The organism is Microbacterium ulmi (assembly GCF_011759705.1).
GTDB lineage: Bacteria > Actinomycetota > Actinomycetes > Actinomycetales > Microbacteriaceae > Microbacterium > Microbacterium ulmi.
The window spans coordinates 316338-334300 of the sequence record NZ_JAAOZF010000001.1 but is presented as its reverse complement, the minus strand read 5'-3'; the positions used below and the strand labels follow the sequence as shown (position 1 = coordinate 334300).

The 17963-nt window shown below is 71.5% G+C and carries 20 protein-coding genes and 1 tRNA gene; 11 read left to right on the top strand and 10 right to left on the bottom strand.

What is annotated here, in order from left to right:
- Window positions 1–169 precede the first annotated feature (169 nt).
- From FHS08_RS01590 to FHS08_RS01580, 3 genes are all read left to right on the top strand, one after another.
- Entirely contained in the window at window positions 170–1081 is a 912-nt protein-coding gene (locus FHS08_RS01590) for a DsbA family protein (protein ID WP_341800285.1), read from the top strand.
- Between the two features lie 40 nt (window positions 1082–1121).
- Window positions 1122–1194: transfer RNA gene (locus FHS08_RS01585), tRNA-Thr, on the top strand.
- A 124-nt stretch (window positions 1195–1318) separates the two neighbouring features.
- Window positions 1319–2242 carry a DMT family transporter gene (locus FHS08_RS01580; RefSeq protein ID WP_167039500.1) on the top strand — a complete coding sequence of 308 codons (924 nt, stop codon included), beginning with the start codon at window positions 1319–1321 and terminating at the stop codon, window positions 2240–2242.
- Window positions 2243–2269: 27 nt separating this feature from the next.
- Here the strand turns inward: FHS08_RS01580 and FHS08_RS01575 are convergent, their stop codons facing one another.
- Window positions 2270–2872 (bottom strand): nitroreductase family protein, encoded by a 603-nt coding sequence (locus FHS08_RS01575; protein ID WP_167034852.1) that lies wholly within the window; start codon window positions 2870–2872, stop codon window positions 2270–2272.
- Complete coding sequence (msrB, locus tag FHS08_RS01570; protein ID WP_167034850.1) at window positions 2869–3270, bottom strand: peptide-methionine (R)-S-oxide reductase MsrB; 402 nt, start codon at window positions 3268–3270, stop codon at window positions 2869–2871. Before msrB ends, FHS08_RS01575 begins: the two co-directional genes overlap by 4 nt.
- A 153-nt stretch (window positions 3271–3423) precedes the next feature.
- Here msrB and FHS08_RS01565 point away from each other — a divergent pair, with 153 nt between their 5' ends.
- The 5 genes from FHS08_RS01565 (at window position 3424) to groL (ending at window position 7438) form a co-directional block, all read left to right on the top strand.
- Window positions 3424–4413: a DUF2332 domain-containing protein gene (locus FHS08_RS01565; RefSeq protein ID WP_167034848.1), complete on the top strand. Its 990-nt coding sequence runs from the start codon at window positions 3424–3426 to the stop codon at window positions 4411–4413.
- A gap of 9 nt (window positions 4414–4422) precedes the next feature.
- Window positions 4423–4674, top strand: coding sequence for a DUF3263 domain-containing protein (locus FHS08_RS01560; RefSeq protein ID WP_167034846.1), 252 nt, complete (start codon window positions 4423–4425; stop codon window positions 4672–4674).
- Between the two features lie 64 nt (window positions 4675–4738).
- On the top strand, window positions 4739–5314 hold the full coding sequence (locus FHS08_RS01555) for a LytR C-terminal domain-containing protein (RefSeq protein ID WP_341800284.1): 576 nt from the start codon (window positions 4739–4741) through the stop codon (window positions 5312–5314).
- Window positions 5315–5444: 130 nt separating this feature from the next.
- Window positions 5445–5648, top strand: a complete 204-nt coding sequence (locus FHS08_RS01550; RefSeq protein ID WP_167034844.1) for a cold-shock protein — start codon at window positions 5445–5447, stop codon at window positions 5646–5648.
- Window positions 5649–5818: 170 nt separating this feature from the next.
- Entirely contained in the window at window positions 5819–7438 is a 1620-nt protein-coding gene (gene groL, locus FHS08_RS01545) for a chaperonin GroEL (protein ID WP_167034842.1), read from the top strand.
- A gap of 131 nt (window positions 7439–7569) precedes the next feature.
- On the opposite strand, the gene FHS08_RS01540 is transcribed toward groL, so the two are convergent.
- From FHS08_RS01540 to FHS08_RS01525, 4 genes are all read right to left on the bottom strand, one after another.
- On the bottom strand, window positions 7570–7857 hold the full coding sequence (locus FHS08_RS01540) for a WXG100 family type VII secretion target (RefSeq protein WP_167034840.1): 288 nt from the start codon (window positions 7855–7857) through the stop codon (window positions 7570–7572).
- Window positions 7858–7995: 138 nt separating this feature from the next.
- On the bottom strand, window positions 7996–9648 hold the full coding sequence (locus tag FHS08_RS01535) for a sensor histidine kinase (RefSeq protein WP_167039496.1): 1653 nt from the start codon (window positions 9646–9648) through the stop codon (window positions 7996–7998).
- Window positions 9649–9796: 148 nt separating this feature from the next.
- Complete coding sequence (locus FHS08_RS01530) at window positions 9797–10489, bottom strand: response regulator transcription factor (RefSeq protein WP_167034838.1); 693 nt, start codon at window positions 10487–10489, stop codon at window positions 9797–9799.
- Between the two features lie 180 nt (window positions 10490–10669).
- Window positions 10670–11221 carry a TetR family transcriptional regulator gene (locus FHS08_RS01525; RefSeq protein WP_167034836.1) on the bottom strand — a complete coding sequence of 184 codons (552 nt, stop codon included), beginning with the start codon at window positions 11219–11221 and terminating at the stop codon, window positions 10670–10672.
- 97 nt (window positions 11222–11318) lie between these two features.
- Between FHS08_RS01525 and FHS08_RS01520 the strand changes: the two genes are divergently transcribed.
- A complete protein-coding gene (locus FHS08_RS01520; protein ID WP_167034834.1) occupies window positions 11319–12236 on the top strand; it encodes an alpha/beta fold hydrolase in 918 nt (305 codons plus the stop codon).
- Window positions 12237–12317: 81 nt separating this feature from the next.
- On the opposite strand, the gene FHS08_RS01515 is transcribed toward FHS08_RS01520, so the two are convergent.
- The 4 genes from FHS08_RS01515 to FHS08_RS01500 all read right to left on the bottom strand — a co-directional run bounded on the left by FHS08_RS01515 (window position 12318) and on the right by FHS08_RS01500 (window position 16504).
- A complete protein-coding gene (locus FHS08_RS01515) occupies window positions 12318–12665 on the bottom strand; it encodes a VOC family protein (RefSeq protein WP_167034832.1) in 348 nt (115 codons plus the stop codon).
- Between the two features lie 28 nt (window positions 12666–12693).
- Window positions 12694–14334 (bottom strand): DNA repair helicase XPB, encoded by a 1641-nt coding sequence (locus tag FHS08_RS01510; RefSeq protein WP_167034830.1) that lies wholly within the window; start codon window positions 14332–14334, stop codon window positions 12694–12696.
- Window positions 14335–14497: 163 nt separating this feature from the next.
- The gene (locus FHS08_RS01505) at window positions 14498–16228 is read right to left on the bottom strand and encodes a helicase-associated domain-containing protein (RefSeq protein ID WP_167034828.1); all 1731 of its coding nucleotides are present in this window, start codon (window positions 16226–16228) and stop codon (window positions 14498–14500) included.
- Window positions 16229–16231: 3 nt separating this feature from the next.
- Entirely contained in the window at window positions 16232–16504 is a 273-nt protein-coding gene (locus FHS08_RS01500) for a multidrug ABC transporter ATPase (protein ID WP_167034826.1), read from the bottom strand.
- A 108-nt stretch (window positions 16505–16612) separates the two neighbouring features.
- Between FHS08_RS01500 and FHS08_RS01495 the strand changes: the two genes are divergently transcribed.
- Together FHS08_RS01495 and FHS08_RS17210 are read left to right on the top strand one after the other, a co-directional pair.
- Window positions 16613–16996, top strand: coding sequence for a cold-shock protein (locus FHS08_RS01495; RefSeq protein ID WP_167034824.1), 384 nt, complete (start codon window positions 16613–16615; stop codon window positions 16994–16996).
- A complete protein-coding gene (locus tag FHS08_RS17210) occupies window positions 16980–17936 on the top strand; it encodes a DUF3027 domain-containing protein (RefSeq protein WP_167034822.1) in 957 nt (318 codons plus the stop codon). Before FHS08_RS01495 ends, FHS08_RS17210 begins: the two co-directional genes overlap by 17 nt.
- Window positions 17937–17963 lie beyond the last annotated feature (27 nt).

Genomic DNA, 17963 nt, shown 5'->3' with positions numbered 1-17963 from the left:
CTCTCAGTATGACATGGCGGCGCGACACGGCGCGCACGGAGGCAGCGTCTGGGAATCTCCCAGCCACTCTGGCTAGCATCGTGCTCGGCTGCGCCACCCCGTGCTGCCGTCCGCCCAGAGCGGCCCCGCCGTCCCAAGAGGTTCCATGTCGAGCGACGATTCTTCGCACGTGCCCGAGAAGCGCGACCGCCGCGAGGCGGTGCGCGAGAAGGCGCAACTCGTGCAGGCCCAGCAGTCCCGTGCCCGCGCGATCCGCCGCGGTGCGCTGGCGACAGGCATCGTGGCCGTCGTCGCGGTGGCGGCCGTCGTCGTGACGTGGGTCGTCGGCTCGGCCGTGTCGAAGCCGATGCTCACCCCCGCCAACTCCACCCACGACGGCTTCGCCGTGACCGCCGTCACGGGCGTCGCCGCGACCGCGGGGCTGAGCGGCCTCGGCGACCCCACGCCGACTCCGACGCCCGTGGCGGAGGAGCCCACGCCCGATCCGACCGAGACGCAGCGCGGCGCGGTCGACATCCGCGTGTACGTCGACTACCTGTCGCCGCAGTCGCGCGACTTCCAGGTCGCCAACGCGCAGCAGCTCGCCTCCTGGGTCGATCAGGATGCCGCGACCCTCACGTACTACCCCGTCGCGATGCTCACGTCGAAGTCCAACGGCACGAAGTACTCGCTGCGGGCCGCGAGCGCGGCGGCGTGCGTCGCGTCGTTCTCGCGCGACTCCTTCTTCGCCTTCAACCACGCGCTGCTCACGCAGCAGCCGACCGTCGACTCGGACGGCCTCGACGACAAGGCGCTGGCCGACCTGGCGATCGCCTCGGGCGCCGAGTCGCCCAAGACCGTGCGCTCGTGCATCCAGGACGAGACGTACGCGACCTGGGCCAAGGGAGCGACGGAGCGCGCGCTGAAGGGCCTGCCCGACACCGACGGAGCGGCCCTCACGGGCGCGCCCATGGTGCTCGTCAACGGCAAGACCTACGTGGGCGCTCTCGACGACGCCGCCGAGTTCGCGCAGTTCGTCCTGACGATCGCGAGCGACGACTACTACGTGACCCCCAGCCCGACCCCGAGCACGACCCCGTAGCACGGGGCCGAGGCGTGCGGCCCGGTAGACTGGGCCCCCTGCCGGCTTGGCGCAATTGGTAGCGCACCTAACTTGTAATTAGGGGGTTGCGGGTTCGAGTCCCGCAGTCGGCTCGTGCCCGGCGTCGACTCGAACGTGTCATCAGGGGGTGGCGAGAGCGAGCGTCGCGATCGGCTCGTGTCCGGCGTCGACTCGAACGTGTCATCAGGGGGCGGCGGGAGGCGCGTTCCCGCCTGGATCGCCGTGTCGGGCGCAGTCTTCGTCGGAGTCCTCACGGCCGTGCAGGCCCGCATCAACGGGCAGCTCGGCATCCGCCTCGACGACGGGTTCGCCGCGGCGGTCGTCTCGTTCGGCTCGGGTCTTGCGATCCTCATCGTGCTGTCGCTCGTGCTCCCCGCGGGACGCGCGGGGTTCGGGCGGCTGGCATCCGGCATCCGCGACCGCTCCGTTCCGTGGTGGATGCTCGCGGGCGGAGCGGCAGGCGCCCTCACGGTCGCGACGCAGGGGCTCACCGTCGCGATCATCGGGGTGTCGCTGTTCACGGTCGGCTATGTCGCGGGGCAGACGCTGTGCGGGCTGATCGTCGACCGCATCGGCTTCGGCCCCGCCGGTGTCGTCGCCGTCACGATGCCTCGTGTCGCCGGCGCGGCGCTCGCGCTCGTCGCCGTCGGATTCTCGCTGTCGGGCGGTGGCCTCGGGAGCGTTCCGCCGTGGATGCTCGTCCTGCCGCTGCTCGCGGGCGTCGGCGTCGCGTGGCAGCAGGCGATCAACGGACGCCTCGGTCAGCGCGTGGGGACCGCGCTCACCGCGACCCTCGTCAACTTCGTCGGCGGCACGATCCTGCTCGCGCTCGCGACGATCGTGCACGTCGCGATCGTCGGAAGCCCCGAGCCCTTCCCGACCGATCCCTGGATCTACCTCGGCGGGGCGCTCGGCGTCGCGTACATCTTCCTGTCGTCGGCGATCGTCGTGTACACGGGCGTCCTGCTGCTGGGGCTCGGCGCGATCGCGGGACAGCTCGTTGCGGCGCTCGTGCTCGATCTGGCATGGCCGGCGTCGGCGAGCCCAGGGCTCGCCGTCGAGCTCGCGATCGTCACGATCGCCCTGGCCTCCGTCGTCGTCGCGTCCGTGCCGTGGCGATGGGCCCCGCGGCGGCGCTGAGCCCGGCTCAGAGCAGCGTCGGATCGCTCAGAGCAGTGTCGGATCCGCTTCCGCGTCCGCGCTCGCGCCCTTCTTCGGCATCCGGGACACGTGGTGACGCGCGTCGACCGCCTTGCGCCTCTCCGGCCGCGTCCGCGGCGGCTTGCCGCCGACGTACAGCCAGCCCAGGAGCTCCTCGCTCTTGCCGAGTCCGTGCGCCTTCGCGACGGCCTTCGAGCGCGTGTAGTGGCCCGTCCGCCAGATGACGCCCCACCCCGCTTCGTCGAGCAGCAGGCTCAGCACGTGTGCGACACCGGATGCCACAGCCTCCTGCTCCCAGCGGGGGACCTTGTCGCTCTTGCGGTAGCTCGCGACGACGGCGATGAGCAGGGGCGCGCGCAGCGGCTTGGTCGAGGGCTTGGCGTCGCCTTCGGCCTTCGCGATCGCGCGGCCGAGCCGTTCGCGGTCGTCGCCGCGCAGCTCGATGAGCCGCCACGGGCGCAGCGAGGAGTGGTCGGCGACGCGGCCGGCGGCCGAGACGAGCGTGAGCAGCTCGGAGCGGGTGGGCGCGGCATCCGTCACCTTCGACCACGAGCGGCGCGACCGCACCGCGTCGAGGGCGGCGTGCGGCGAGGGCGCGGCGACCGTCACGACTCGGGGGTGAACTCGAGGGCGATCGAGTTCATGCAGTAGCGGTCGCCCGTGGGCGTTCCGAAGCCGTCGGGGAACACGTGCCCCAGATGCGATCCGCAGTTCGCGCAGCGCACCTCGGTGCGCAGCATCCCGTGGCTGCGGTCCTCGATGAGCTCGACGGCCTCAGGCCGGATCGACTCGTAGAAGCTCGGCCAGCCGCAGTGCGAGTCGAACTTCGTCCCGCTCTTGAACAGCTCGGCGCCGCACGCGGCGCACGTGTAGAGGCCCGCGCGGCTCTCGTCGAGCAGCTCGCCCGTCCAGGCCCGCTCGGTCGCCGCCTCGCGGAGGACGGCGTACTGCTGGGGGTCGAGCTCCTGGCGCCACTCGTCGTCGGACTTCTTCACTGCGTAGGTCATCGCTGGCTCCTTCACGGCTCCTCTCGGAGCGGATGGCGGCGCGTCGCGGCCGCCCGGAGAGGGGGTCGCACCGACGCGTCGCCCCTCTATTCAACCCGACGCCGGGCCGGTGCGGTCCCGTGGGAGCTTCAGGTCAGCCGGGAGAATGGGGCGATGGATGCCGAGACCCGCGCCGTGCAGGAGCGCTTCGCGCGGTTCGCGCGCGACGAGGCCCCCGGGCGATCCGCCGTGTACGAGGAGTGGGCGGCGGGCGTCGCGGCCGACGACGACGTGGCGCGGATCCTCGCGCGCATCCCCTCGGCACGACGGCAGCCTCCGCTCGTGTTCGCCGTGACGCGCCTGCTCGGAGCCCGCGAGGGCCGATACGCGGGCTGGGCGTCGTGGGTCGCCGGGCACGCCGACGAGCTCGTCGACGAGGCGGGGCGCCGGAGCCTGCAGACGAACGAGCCGCTGCGCTGCGCGGCGCTCCTTCCCGCGCTGAGCACCGTGGTGGGGCCTGTCGCGCTGCTCGAGCTGGGCGCGAGCGCGGGGCTGTGCCTGTATCCCGACAGGTACTCGTACCGCTATCGGGGCGGTCCCTCGCTCGATCCCGCACGCGGCCCGTCGCGCGTCGTGCTCGACGCCGCGCTGACCGGCGACCCGCTGCTGCGGCTTCCGGACGTCGTCTGGCGCGCCGGTCTCGACCTCGAGCCCCTCGACGCCGCAGACGCCCGCGACCGCCGGTTCCTCACGACCCTCGTCTGGCCGGGGGAGGAGGGCCGGGCGGCACGCATCGAGGCGGCCCTCGACATCGTCGCTGCCGACCCGCCGCTCATGATCCGCGGTGACGCGTCCCGGCCGGACGTGCTGCGGGATGCCGCGTCCCGCGCGCCGCGCGGCGCGACGCTCGTCGTCACGACACCGGGCGTGCTCCCGCACATCCCGCGTGCAGGGCGTGAGCGGCTCATCGCGACGCTGCGCGAGCTCGACGCCGTCTGGATCACGATCGACCCGCCCGGACTCCACGAGGCGTGGCATCCGCCGCTCGATCCGCACTCGTGGGGAGGGTTCGTCCTCGGCCGCGACGGCGTGCCTCTCGCGGCCGTCGATCCGCTCGGGGCATCCGTGGAGTGGCGCGCGGGGACTGCGGGCGGCCGGCGGTAGCGTGGCGTCGTGCCCCTCTCCGACCGCGACCGCGCCATCCTCGACTTCGAAGCGGAGTGGCGTCGGCACGCCGGGGCGAAGGAGGAGGCGATCCGCGCGGATCTCGGGCTCTCGCCCGCGCGGTACTACCAGCTGCTCGGCCGCCTCATCGAGACGACGGATGCGCAGGAGCACGATCCCATGCTCGTCAAGAGGCTCAGGCGGCTGCGCGACGAGCGGCTGCGGGCTCGCCTCGCGCGGGCTGCGGGCGCCCCGCGCTGACGATGGATGCCGGCGTGCCGCCGCCTCACGGGGAGCGCGACGCGCGGCCGGGTAACATCGTGGGGTGCCGAAAACGACCTTCCCCCGGGACCGCTTCGACGACCTCCCCGAGGACGTCGACCGCGTCGGCGCCCACCGCGCGGAGCAGCCCCGCATGCGCGGCTGGGTCGTGTTCCTCTGGGCGGCGCTCGCGACGATCGTGCTCGTGACGCTCGGCATCTTCGGAACCCTGCTGGCCTCCGGCCGCGTCGTGCTCTTCCCGACGCCCACTCCGACGGTCGTCGCACCCCCCGCCGTGGAGCCGGTCGTCGACACGAGCTACCGCGTGCTGATCCTCAATGCGACGCCCGAGGACGGGCTCGCGACGCAGCTGAAGGACGTGGTCGTCGCGGGCGGCTGGGCGGCGGACTCCGTCACGGCGGGCGATGCGCAGTCGCAGGACTTCGCCGAGACGACGGTCTTCTTCGCCTACCCGGAGGACGAGGCGGCGGCGCTGGGACTCGCGCAGGTCATCGGGGGCGCCAAGACGGCGCAGAGCGATGTCTATCAGCCCCTCGACGACCCGGAGGCGCGGCAGCTCGCGATCGTCATCGGCCTCGACCGCACGGCCGCGGGAGCGACGCCGGCTCCGACATCCTGAAGCCCTTCGACCCGCGTGTTTCACGCGGGTAAACACTTCTATGCGCGCGTGTCAATAGTCGCTCGAACGGGGCTCACGCCTTCGCGGGCCGTGATTTCATGGCGATGACCCACAGCTACAGGAGATTCGCATGACCCAGGGCACCGTCAAATGGTTCAACGCCGAGAAGGGCTACGGCTTCATCACCGTGGTCGGCGGCCAGGACGTCTTCGTCCATTACTCGAATATCGACATGTCGGGCTTCCGCGTGCTCGAGGAAGGGCAGACCGTGGAGTTCACGGTCGGCACGGGACAGAAGGGTCCTCAGGCCGAGTCCGTGCGCATCGTCGCCTGACACCCGCGGCGGAAGGCCCAGACGGGATGCCGAGAGGCATCCCGTCTTCGTGTGTCCGGCTGCGTCCGTCACAGCTTGCACTCGCCAGGGGCGAGTGCCAGAATGGGTTAGCACTCCATCTTGCTGAGTGCTAAAGACCATCGCATACGTCCGGGAGGGACGACACACACATGGCAAAGATCATCGCTTTCGACGAGGAGGCTCGTCGCGGCCTCGAGCGCGGCCTGAACATCCTCGCCGACGCCGTCAAGGTGACGCTTGGCCCCCGCGGCCGCAACGTCGTGCTCGAGAAGAAGTGGGGCGCCCCCACGATCACGAACGACGGCGTCTCGATCGCCAAGGAGATCGAACTCGACGACCCGTACGAGAAGATCGGCGCGGAGCTCGTCAAGGAGGTCGCGAAGAAGACCGACGACGTCGCCGGCGACGGCACGACGACGGCGACCGTGCTCGCCCAGGCCCTCGTCCGCGAGGGTCTGCGCAACGTCGCGGCCGGCGCCGACCCCATCTCGCTCAAGAAGGGCATCGAGAAGGCCGTCGCCGCCATCACGGCCGAGCTGCTCGCCAGCGCCAAGGAGGTCGAGTCGAAGGAGCAGATCGCCGCCACGGCGTCGATCTCGGCGGCCGACCCGGAGATCGGCGAGCTCATCGCCGAGGCCATCGACAAGGTCGGCAAGGAGGGCGTCGTCACGGTCGAGGAGTCGCAGACGTTCGGCACCGAGCTCGAACTCACCGAGGGCATGCGCTTCGACAAGGGCTACATCAACCCTTACTTCGTCACCGACCCCGAGCGTCAGGAGGCCGTCTTCGAAGACGCGTACATCCTGATCGCCAACCAGAAGATCTCGAACATCAAGGACCTTCTGCCCATCGTCGACAAGGTGATCCAGGACGGCAAGGAGCTCGTCATCATCGCCGAGGACGTCGAGGGCGAGGCGCTCGCGACTCTCGTGCTCAACAAGATCCGCGGCATCTTCAAGTCGGTCGCCGTCAAGGCGCCCGGCTTCGGCGACCGCCGCAAGGCCCAGCTGCAGGACATCGCGATCCTCACGGGTGGCCAGGTCATCACCGAGGAGGTCGGTCTCAAGCTCGAGAACGCGACCCTCGACCTGCTCGGCCGCGCGCGCAAGGTCATCGTCACGAAGGACGAGACCACGATCGTCGAGGGCGCCGGTGAGGCATCGCTCATCGAGGGCCGCGTGACGCAGATCCGCCGCGAGATCGAGAACACCGACAGCGACTACGACCGCGAGAAGCTCCAGGAGCGCCTCGCCAAGCTCGCCGGCGGCGTCGCCGTCATCAAGGCGGGCGCGGCCACCGAGGTCGAGCTCAAGGAGCGCAAGCACCGCATCGAGGACGCCGTCCGCAACGCGAAGGCGGCCGTCGAGGAGGGCATCGTCCCCGGCGGTGGCGTCGCGCTCATCCAGTCCGGCCGCAAGGCGCTCGCGACCCTCGACCTGACGGGTGACGAGGCGACCGGTGCCAACATCGTGCGCGTCGCGATCGAGGCTCCGCTCAAGCAGATCGCCCTCAACGCGGGCCTCGAGCCGGGCGTCGTCGCCAACAAGGTCTCGGAGCTGCCTGAGGGTCACGGCCTCAACGCCGCGACCGGCGAGTACGGCGACCTGTTCGCGCAGGGCATCATCGACCCCGCCAAGGTGACGCGCTCGGCGCTGCAGAACGCCGCCTCGATCGCAGGCCTGTTCCTCACGACCGAGGCCGTCGTCGCCGACAAGCCCGAGAAGGCCGCCGCTCCCGCGGGCGACCCGACGGGCGGCATGGACTTCTGAGTCCACGCTGACGCGCTGACACACCGGATGCCCCGGCCCGCAAGGGCCGGGGCATCCGTGCATCTGGCGGGGTCAGGCGGGCGAAGCGACGTGCAGCCCGCACCCGCCGAGCGCAGCAGTCGCGGCGACCTTCATCGGAACAGGCTCGCCGAGGCCTGCTCGGCATCCGCGTACTGCCGCCCCGCGACACCGAGCGCGGTGCTGATCTCGGCGAGCGACTCCTCGACCTGGCGCTGCGTCGCGCGCCAGCGGTCTACGACGCCGTGGAAGGCCACGGATGCCGTGCCGGTCCACGCGGACTGGAGGTTGGTCAGCTGCGCCAGCATCGCCTGCGTCTCGGCCTGAAGGCGGTCGGCGGTGCCCCGGACGGATGCGGTGGCGGTGAGGACGGCGTCGCTGTCGACGGAGAAGACGGCCATGAGTGACTCCTGTGAAGAGGGGATGGGAGCACCCACGCTAGAAGCCGCCCCGTCCATCCAGAGCGGGACCGCACCGACCTGTGCGTTCCGGGGCCGGCGGGGATGGCTGGGGAGGAGCGCCGGCCGCCCGTGTCGCGATCAGTCGGCGCCGCGGCGGACCGGACGGATGGGCTGCGTCTCGATGTGCAGGTGCTCCTGCGCCGTCCGCGAGGAGGCGAGCGGGAACGCGACGTGGAACGTCGCGCCGCCGCCCGGCGTGTCCTTCACCCTGACCCGGCCGTGCAGCGCCTCGACGATCGACGCGACGATCGACAGGCCCAGGCCCGTGCCGCCGGTCTCCCTCGCGCGCGAGGTGTCGGCGCGCCAGAAGCGCTGGAAGATCTTGTCCTTGATCTGGTCGGGGACGCCCTCGCCGTGGTCGGCGACCTCGATCCAGCCCATTCCCGCCGCGGCATCGATGCCGACGCGCAGCTCGATGGGGGAGTCCTCGGCGGTGAAGCGTCGCGCGTTGCCGAGGAGGTTCGCGACGACCTGCCGGATGCGGTTCTCGTCGCCGAACACGACAGGCGGCAGCGACGTCGGGCCCGTCGCGGGCGGTGCGAGATCGATCGGCGCGACGGGCGGCGGTTCGCCGACGCCGGACGCCTGGGAAGCCGGGACCGGCCGCGGCTTGCGGCGCAGCAGCGACAGCGTCGCCCCCGCTCTGGCGATCGCGGTGGTGGGCGCGCCGCGGCGTCTGGCCTGCTCGCCCGGGTCGTTCGAGGCGGGCTCGCCGGGCGCGGCATCCGTCCCGTCGCGCGGCTCGATCGTCGTGTCGATGACCGTGACGGCACGCAGAGGGGATGTCGCGCGGACGTCGAGGGCGGCATCTCGGGCCACGGGCCGCAGGTCGACGGGACCGAACACGACGTCCCGGCGCTCGTCGAGCCGCGCGAGCGCGAGCAGGTCCTCGACGAGCAGGCCCATGCGCTTGGCCTCGCTCTCGATGCGGTCCATCGCCTGCGCGACGTCGTCGTCGCCGGAGATCGCGCCGAGACGGTAGAGCTCGGCCCAGCCGCGGACCGTCACCAGTGGCGTGCGCAGCTCATGGCTCGCGTCGCCGATGAACCGGCGCATCTGCCGCACGGTCGCGTCGCGCTGCGTGATCGCGGCATCCATCCGCCCGAGCATCGTGTTGAGCGCCGTCTTGAGCCGCCCGACCTCGGTCGTGGTGGGCTCGATGTCGGTGAGGCGCTGACTGAAGTCGCCCTGCGCGATCGCCATCGCCGTCGTCTCGACCTGGCCGAGACTGCGGAAGGTCAGCGTCACGAGCCAGCGCGTGAGCAGCGCGCCGCCCACGATCGTGATGAGGGCGAGGATGGCGTAGATGCCGAGGAAGGTGCCCACCACCTCGTTGATCGGCGCGAGGGGGCGGGCGATGAGCTGCGTGAAGAGCGTGCCGACGCCGCCGACGGGGTAGATGTCGACGGCGGCGCGGAACCCCGACCCGCCGTCGGCGCTCGGGATCGTGAACGGCGTGCCGCGCTCGCGGGCCGTGTACTCGAGCGTGATCGTGTCGGGGAAGACGGGCGCCCTGTCGGGATCGTCCCCGCCCGCCGTGATGACCCTCTCGCCGTCCGGACCGTAGAGGGCGACCCACATGTCGTTCGGTGCGACGTCGTCCTTGACGGTGAAGAGGGGCTCGCCGTCGACCACCTCGATGCCGATGAGGCCGCTCGCGACATCGCTCGAGACGGCTTGCGACAGCGACGTGTCCAGCGCGGCGACGAGGGTGTTGCGAAGGAACGCCATCGTGCCCACGCCCGCCGCCACGAGGCCCACGACGAGGAGCGCGACGGTGACCCCGGTCACCTTGGCACGAAGGCTGAGCCCCCGCCACCACCGGGTCACGGCGTCGGACTTGCCCGCCACGACGCACCCCCTCGAACGTCTCGCCTGATCAGGCGGACTTGCCCGCCTTCAGCATGTAGCCGAAGCCGCGCTTGGTCTGGATGAGCGGCTCGGTCGAGTGCGGGTCGATCTTGCGGCGCAGATAGGAGATGTAGCTCTCCACGATCCCCGCGTCGCCGTTGAAGTCGTACTCCCACACGTGGTCGAGGATCTGGGCCTTCGACAGGACGCGGTTCGGGTTGAGCATGAGGTAGCGCAGGAGCTTGAACTCGGTCGGGCTCAGCTCGATCGACGAGTCGCCGACGAGGACGTCGTGCGTGTCCTGGTCCATCGTGAGCTCGCCCGCTCGGATGATCGACTCCTCGTCGGCCTGCATCGTGCGGCGCAGGATCGCCTGGATGCGGGCGACGATCTCGTCGAGGCTGAACGGCTTCGTGACGTAGTCGTCGCCGCCGGCGTTCAGGCCCGTGATCTTGTCCTCCGTCTCGTCCTTGGCGGTGAGGAAGAGGATCGGGGCGGTGTAGCCGGCGCCGCGCAGCCGCTTCGTGACGCTGAACCCGTTCATGTCGGGAAGCATCACGTCGAGGATGATGAGGTCGGGTTCTTCCTCGAGGACGGCCGAGATGGTCTGGGCCCCGTTCGAGACGGCGCGGACCTGGAATCCAGCGAACCGGAGGCTCGTGATGAGCAGGTCGCGGATGTTCGGCTCGTCGTCGACGACGAGGATGCGCGGTGCGGTCATAGGCCCATTATGGTGACGGATGCCGCTCGCAGGCTGGATATCCGTCGTTCGAATGGGGATCCGCGGGTCGCGCGGCGGCGCGGCGGCGCCCGTCGCGGGCGCCGGAACGGCTTCGCGGCCGTCGCGCGCGCGCTCTGCGACGCGGCAGACGACGGCACCTCGCGGACATCCGGGGCGGGATCAGGCCTCGAGGCAGCCGCGGACCGCGATGGCGACGGACCTGCGCACAGGAGCCCCCGGATCGACGGTCAGGCGATGCAGGATGAGCCCGTCGCCGAAAGCCATGAAGGCCTCGACGGCCGCGTCGGGATGCTTCGCGCCGAGGCCCGCGAGGAGGATGCGGGCCAGCTCGGCGAACGCGGCTCGCTGAGCGCGCAGCGGCGCCTGCAGCTCCGGGTCGGACGAGAGCTCGAGGAACAGCGCGTACCGGGCGCGTGTGCGATCCGCATGGGGGCCGGTGAGGGTCGTCACGACCGCCGTGAAGACATCGACGAACTCGTCGATGGAGTGGATGGGGCCTCTCGCGGCGGGCGCGAGGTCCGCGCGCTCACCCTCCGCGATGCGCGCGATGACACCCGCGAGCAGCGCGTCCCTCGTGCGGAAGTGGTTGGAGGTGGATCCCTTCGGAAGGCCGGCCGCGGCATCCACGCGGGCGTGCGTCATCGCGCGGATGCCCTGGGAGCCCGCGAGACAGATCGCGGCGTCGAGTGCCCGCTCCTTCGTGGTCGTCACGAGACGAGCCTATCGGCGGCACTACGAAAGTAGTGCTCTAGAGAGTACAGTAGCAGATACTACGAACGTAGTACCTGGATGCCGCGAGGAGTCCCTCATGGAAACTCAGCTCTCCGCCCCGCCCGCGATGCCCACCGTCGAGGGCGTCGAGCATCGATGGATCGCGCTGTCCGACGGTCGCATGCACGTCGCTCTTGCCGGAGCCGGCGACCCCGTGCTCCTGCTGTCCGGCTTCGGCCAGACGTGGTGGGAGTGGCGGGACATCATCCCCGCCCTCGCGCCGCGCTACCGGCTCATCGCGCCGGACCTCCGCGGCGAGGGGTGGAGCGAGCTTCCCGTCGACGCGATATCGCGCACGCGGCGCTGCGCGGACGTGCTCGAGCTGCTCTCGGCGCTCGAGCTCGACCGCGTGCGGATCGTGAGCCATGACATGGGCGCGATCACGGCGATGCAGCTCGCTCTCCAGCATCCCGATCGCGTCGTCGCCCAGGTCATGCTCGGTGTCCCGCCCGTGCAGATGAGGTTCTCGCCCGCACTGCTGCCGGGCATGCGCCACCTGTGGTTCGAGGAGGCGCTCGCGATCCCCGGCCTCGGGGCGAGGCTGCTGCGCGGCGGGCGGCTGCCGCGGTGGCTCTACTCGCACTTCAGCGCTCGGCCGCTGGCCGACGACGTCGTCGATCGCTACGTGAGCCTCCTGCGCGATCCCGGGCTCGCCCGCGCCGGGAGCATGCTCAACCGCCGGATGGTGCTGCCCGAGCTCGGGCGGATCGTGCGCGGAACGTACCGGGGCACGAGATACGCCATGCCGTCGCTCTTCGCGTTCGGCGCGGAGGATGTCGCGTTCCCGCCGGCCGTCGCGCGCGCCGTCCTGGCGGACACGGCGGAGTTCGGCGACGACGTCGAGCTCGCGTTCGTCGAGGGCGCCGCCCACTTCGTCGCCGACGAGGCGCCTGCAGCGACCGCGCGGCTCGTCGCCGAGTTCTTCGAGGCCCATCCCGGCAGGGCGAGCGCATAGCGCGGGCGTGAACGGCGCCGAGCGGTCAGCGGCGCCGCATGCTCCCCGCGCCCGTGCAGGGAGCACGCGACCCGGGGCGGCTCACTGCGACCAGACGGCGAGCTCGTTGCCCGCGGGATCGGCGAAGTGGAATCGTCGCCCGCCCGGGAACGAGTAGATGTCGTGCACGATCGTGCCCCCGGCATCCGTCACCCGCTGCCGCGCCGCCTCGAGGTCGTCGGCGTAGAGGACCGTGAGCGGCATCCGCTGCTGGTTCTCGTCGGGGATCGCGTTGACACCGAACGTCGTGCCGCCGCTCGCAGTGTCGACGTACGCGCCGTAGTCGGTGAACGCCCAGCCGAAGGCGGACTCGTAGAACCCGCGGGTCGCGGCGAGGGCGTCGGGGTGCGCGGGGAGCTCGATCAGGTCGATGCGGTTGTGCTCGGACATGGCTCCGGTCTACCGGAGGCCGCCGACATCACGCCGCGATCGACTCCGCGTCGAGGATCGTGTACGCGTACCCCTGCTCCGCGAGGAAGCGCTGACGGTTCTGCGCGAAGTCCTGGTCGACCGTGTCGCGCGCGATGAGGGTGTAGAAGCTCGCGGTGTTGCCCGACTCCTTGGGACGCAGCAGGCGACCGAGGCGCTGCGCCTCCTCCTGCCGAGAGCCGAACGATCCAGACACCTGGATCGCGACGGATGCCTCGGGAAGATCGATCGAGAAGTTCGCGACCTTCGACACGACGAGCAGGTCGATCTCGCCCACGCGGAACGCCTGGTAGAGCTTCTCGCGCTCGTCGACGGGCGTCGCGCCCGTGATCTGCGGGGCGTCGAGCGCCTCGGCGAGCACGTCGATCTGGTCGAGGTACTGGCCGATCACGAGGATGCGCTCGCCTTTGTGGCGCCGGACGAGCCGTTTGACGACGTTGATCTTCGCGGGCGCCGTCGCGGCGAGGCGGTACCGCTCGTCGTCGGCGGACGCGGCGTACTCGAGACGATCGCCCGCGGGGAGGTCGACGCGCACCTCGTAGCACGCGGCGGGCGAGATGAAGCCCTGCGCCTCGATCTCCTTCCACGGCGCGTCGAAGCGCTTGGGCCCGATGAGGCTGAAGACGTCGCCCTCGCGGCCGTCCTCGCGCACGAGCGTCGCCGTGAGCCCGAGGCGCCGCCGCGCCTGCAGATCCGCGGTGAGCTTGAACACGGGCGCGGGCAGGAGATGCACCTCGTCGTAGAGGATGAGCCCCCAGTCGAGGGCGTCCAGCAGCGCGAGGTGCGCGTACTGACCGGCGCGCTTGGCCGTGAGGATCTGGTACGTCGCGATCGTGACGGGCTTGATCTCCTTGACCTGGCCCGAGTACTCGCCGATCTCCTCCGCCGTGAGCGACGTGCGCTTGAGCAGCTCGTCGCGCCACTGACGGGCGCTCACCGTGTTGGTCACGAGGATGAGCGTCGTCGTCTTCGTGTCGGCCATCGCCCCCGCGCCGACGAGCGTCTTCCCGGCGCCGCAGGGGAGCACGACGACGCCCGATCCGCCTTCCGTGAACTTGTCGACGGCCTCGCGCTGGTAGGGGCGAAGCGCCCAGCCGTTCTCCGCGAGCTCGATCGGATGCGGCGTCCCCGGCGTGTAGCCGGCGCGGTCCTCCGCGGGCCACCCGATCTTGAGGAGCTCCTGCTTGATGTGCCCGCGCGCCCACGCATCGACGACGAACGCGTCGGGGGAGGGGCGCCCGAGCAGCAGCGGCTGGATGCGCTTGTTCTTGGAGACCTCGGCGAGCACCGCGGCATCCGTCGCCCGCAGGACCAGCTGCCCCTCCTCGTCGCGCTCGATGACGAGGCGGCCGTAGCGGCCCACCGTCTCGCGGATGTCGATCGCGACCGACGGCGGCACGGGGAAGCGCGACCAGCGATCGAGGGTCGCGAGCATGTCCTCCGCGTCGTGACCTGCGGCGCGGGCGTTCCACAGGCCGAGGCGCGTGATGCGATACGTGTGGATGTGCTCGGGGGCGCGCTCCAGCTCGGCGAAGATCGCGAGCTCGTGGCGCGCGCTCTCCGCATCCGGGTGCGCCACTTCGAGCAGCACCGTCCGGTCGCTCTGCACGATGAGGGGGCCGTCAGCCATAAGGAGCAATTCTACCCGTGCCCTCGTCGCCGAGGCTCACATGAGGGGGGATGGATGCCGCGCACGCGTCTGGACGTGTCGTCGATGCACGCGACCGAGCCGGCACGGCGTGGGGCGGACGGCGGCCCGCCGCGTCAGGCGGGGCGGACGGCGGCCCGCCGCGTCAGGCCGGGCGGACGCTCTCGATGCTCGAGACCGGCAGGGTGCGCTCGATGTCGGCGCGCCGGTCGCGTCCGCGCAGCCGCCCGCCGCCGAGCCCCGTCGCCTCGAGCACGAACTCGCGGGTCGTGCCGTCCGGCAGCTTCACCATGACCGCGACGACGGATCGATTGCGCACGGCCTGATCGAGCTCGCGCTCGCGCCACGCCGCGTCGGTGTCCTCGCCGTAGGCGGCCTGGACGCGCGCGACGAGCGACGCGTAGGGAGCCGTCGGGTCGTCCGCAGGCGCCTTCGGAGCGACCCGATGCCGGCGCAGAGGCTCGGACGCCCCCGAGGCATCGACCGCGACGACGGGGTAGCGGGCGTCCGCGAGCGACCAGTAGACGGCATCGCGGCCGACCTTCGAGACGAGCGTGCCTCGATCGGCGACGAGGCCGAGAGAGCGCAGCGACTGGTCGACCTCGATCGCGGCGAGCACTCCGGCATTCGCGCTCTCGACCCGGGTGCGGTCGTCCTCGGCCTTCACGCGCACGAGCCCGTGCCGGGCCGCCGTGCTCTCGATGAGATACGCGAGCGGCTGCGGGATGCCGGTCAGCGACAGCTCCGTGAGGAACGCGCGGATCGACTCGGCCGTCTCGCCTTCCGTCATCCCGGCGGCGACGGAGTCCGCCGTGAAGCGGTAGGTCGACGCCTGTGCGCGCGACTCGCGCACGGCGATGCCGCGCAGCCGCAGATCGAGCGCGGGCGCGAGCGGACCCGGCGCGATGGCGCTCAGGTCGGCCTGCAGGTAGATGCGGTCGATCTCGGGCGGGAGGTGCGCCGACAGGCGCTCGGAGTCGACCTCGCCCGTCTCGCGCAGCGCGGCGCCCCACGGCGTCTCGCTCGTCGCCGTCACGAGACCCCACGCCTCGGCGACGCGCGCAAGGCGTGCGGCCTGGGCCGGCCAGTCCGGATCGAGCGGGAAGGCGCCGGCCCACAGCCCGAGCGGCAGGAATCCGCCGGATGCCGTGCGCAGCGCACGGGGGAGGGCGGCGACGAACCCGCCCGCGATCTTCTCCCAGCGCGCGGCGGTCGAGGCGCCGAGCCAGCGTGAGCCGCGGCGCGTCACGAGCCACTCGCGCTCCGCGCTGCGGATGAGGCGTGCGTCGTGGGCCGCGGCGAGCAGATCGTCGAGCTCTTCGCCGTCCGCCACGGAGCCCGCCTCGACGAGACGCCGGCGGTCGGTCGCGCTCACCGTGCCCGTCGAGGTGCGGCCGAGGGGCGCGTGGAGCATCGAGAGCAGGATGTCGGCGAGCGACGCGCTGCTCGAGAAGGCGTGCTCGGCAGCGGTCGCCTCCTCCCGCGGATCCGCGGGAGGGAGGGGCAACGCCGCGGCATCGCGGACGAAGGCGTCGGGATGCAGCGCCCGCAGCGCGCCGACCCGGGCGGCGACGGCCCGGTAGGCAGCGCCGTCCTCGTCGACGAGGGCGAGATCGCGCAGCGTGCCGCGCTCGGGCGCGTCGGCGTCGGCGGACTCATCGACGGCGCTCGCGAGGGCTGCGAGCACGGGGCGCGGCATCCGGATCAGCGCGCGGTCGATCGACGCGGCCTCGAGGAGTCCTTCCGCCGCGTCGAAGGGATCGCGCCACGCCGCGCTCGGCGAGACTCCGCGCGCGGCGAAGAGGGCTCCGAGCGCCCCCGCCGACCGCCCGGCGACCCAGGTCGCGAGCGTGCGTTCGTCGGAGGCGTCGGCCACGGGTCAGCGCCCTCGGTTGGCGCGAGCCCTCCGGACGAAGGCCATGATCACGACCGAGATCAGCAGCAGGAAGGCGAGGATCGGAGCGATGTAGACCAGGATGCCGACGACCGGCCACACGCCGCCGGCGAAGTCCGCCTGCTCCATGCCCGTCGCGGTGCCGATCATGATCGCGACGAAGCACAAGACCGACAGAACCAGGAGGCCCAACGACATGAAGGCGAGGATCCGGTCGATGCGGCGGACGGGTACGTCGCCGGGGGTCTGCGTGCTCATCCGCATCAGCCTACCCGCTCGCGGCAGTGCTCTAGGCTTGATGCAGGGGACCCACCGGCCCTCTTCCACCACGCCCGCAGACCGCGGGCGAAGCGCAGCGAGGTCTCGATGCCCACCGGCAAGGTCAGGTTCTACGACGAGGAGAAGGGGTTCGGCTTCATCACGACGGATGACGGCCAGGACGTCTTCCTGCACGCCACGGCCCTGCCCGCAGGCACGCCCGCGCCCAAGCCCGGCGCGCGCCTGGAGTTCGGAGTCGCCGACGGCAAGCGCGGTCTGCAGGCGCTCTCGGTGCGCGTGCTCGAGGCTCCCGTGAGCCTCGCGAAGCGCTCCCGCAAGCCCGCCGACGACATGGCGATCATCATCGAGGACCTCGTCAAGCTTCTCGACGGCATCGGCGGCGACCTCCGCCGGGGCCGCTACCCCAGCGGTGCGCACGCGAAGAAGGTCGCGGCGGTCCTCCGCAAGGTGGCCGATGAACTCGACGCCTGAGCCGGTCGACGCCGCCCCGGCCGATGACTCGCAGACGGATGCCGCGGCATCCGCCGTGGAGGTCGACGCGCTCGAGGGCGACGTCGAGCACGTCGCCGGCTCCGACGCGGCCGCGGCCGCCGAGGAGGAAGCGGTCGTCGCCGCCGAGACCGTCGAGGAGCGCGTGCCCGACGAGCGGCTCGTCGAGGCCCACGACCTCGCGCTCGCTGCGCTGAAGGAGATCACGCCCGCCGCGACCATCGGCGAACCGGCGGGGTACACGCTCGAACCGGGCGGCGTCGTCTCGCTGCGCTTCGCCAACCGGCTGGCAGGGTACCCCGGATGGTTCTGGACCGTCAGCGTCGCGCGCGTCGACGACGCCGAGCCGACCGTGCTCGAGACCGAGCTGCTCCCCGGCGACGGCGCGCTCCTCGCGCCCGAGTGGATCCCGTGGGCCGTTCGGCTCGCGGACTACGAGGCCGCGCAGGCCGCGCTCGCCGCCGCGGGGCAGGATGCCGCGACCGGCGCCGAGGACCTCGACGACGTCGAGGATCTGGACGATCTGGACGCCGTCGACTTCGACGACGACGGATCGCCGATCCTGCACTCGGGCGACGTCGACGGCGTCGACATCGACGAGCTCGACGGGCCGGATGACACGGCGAGCGACGACGACTCGGACGACGAGGACGACTCCGACGACTTCGACGATGACGACTCGGACGAGGACGACTTCGACGAGGACGACTCGGACGATGACGACTCGGACGATGAGGACGACTCGGACGATGACGACTCGGACGATGAGGACGACTCCGACGACGACTTTGCCGATGACGACTCGGACGATGACGACTCGGACGACGACGACTCGGACGATGACGACTCGGACGACGACGACCCCGACGACGACGACCCCGACGACCCCGATGAAGACGACGACCCCGACGACCGGGACTGATCCACTCCGCCTCTCCGAGGCGTGATC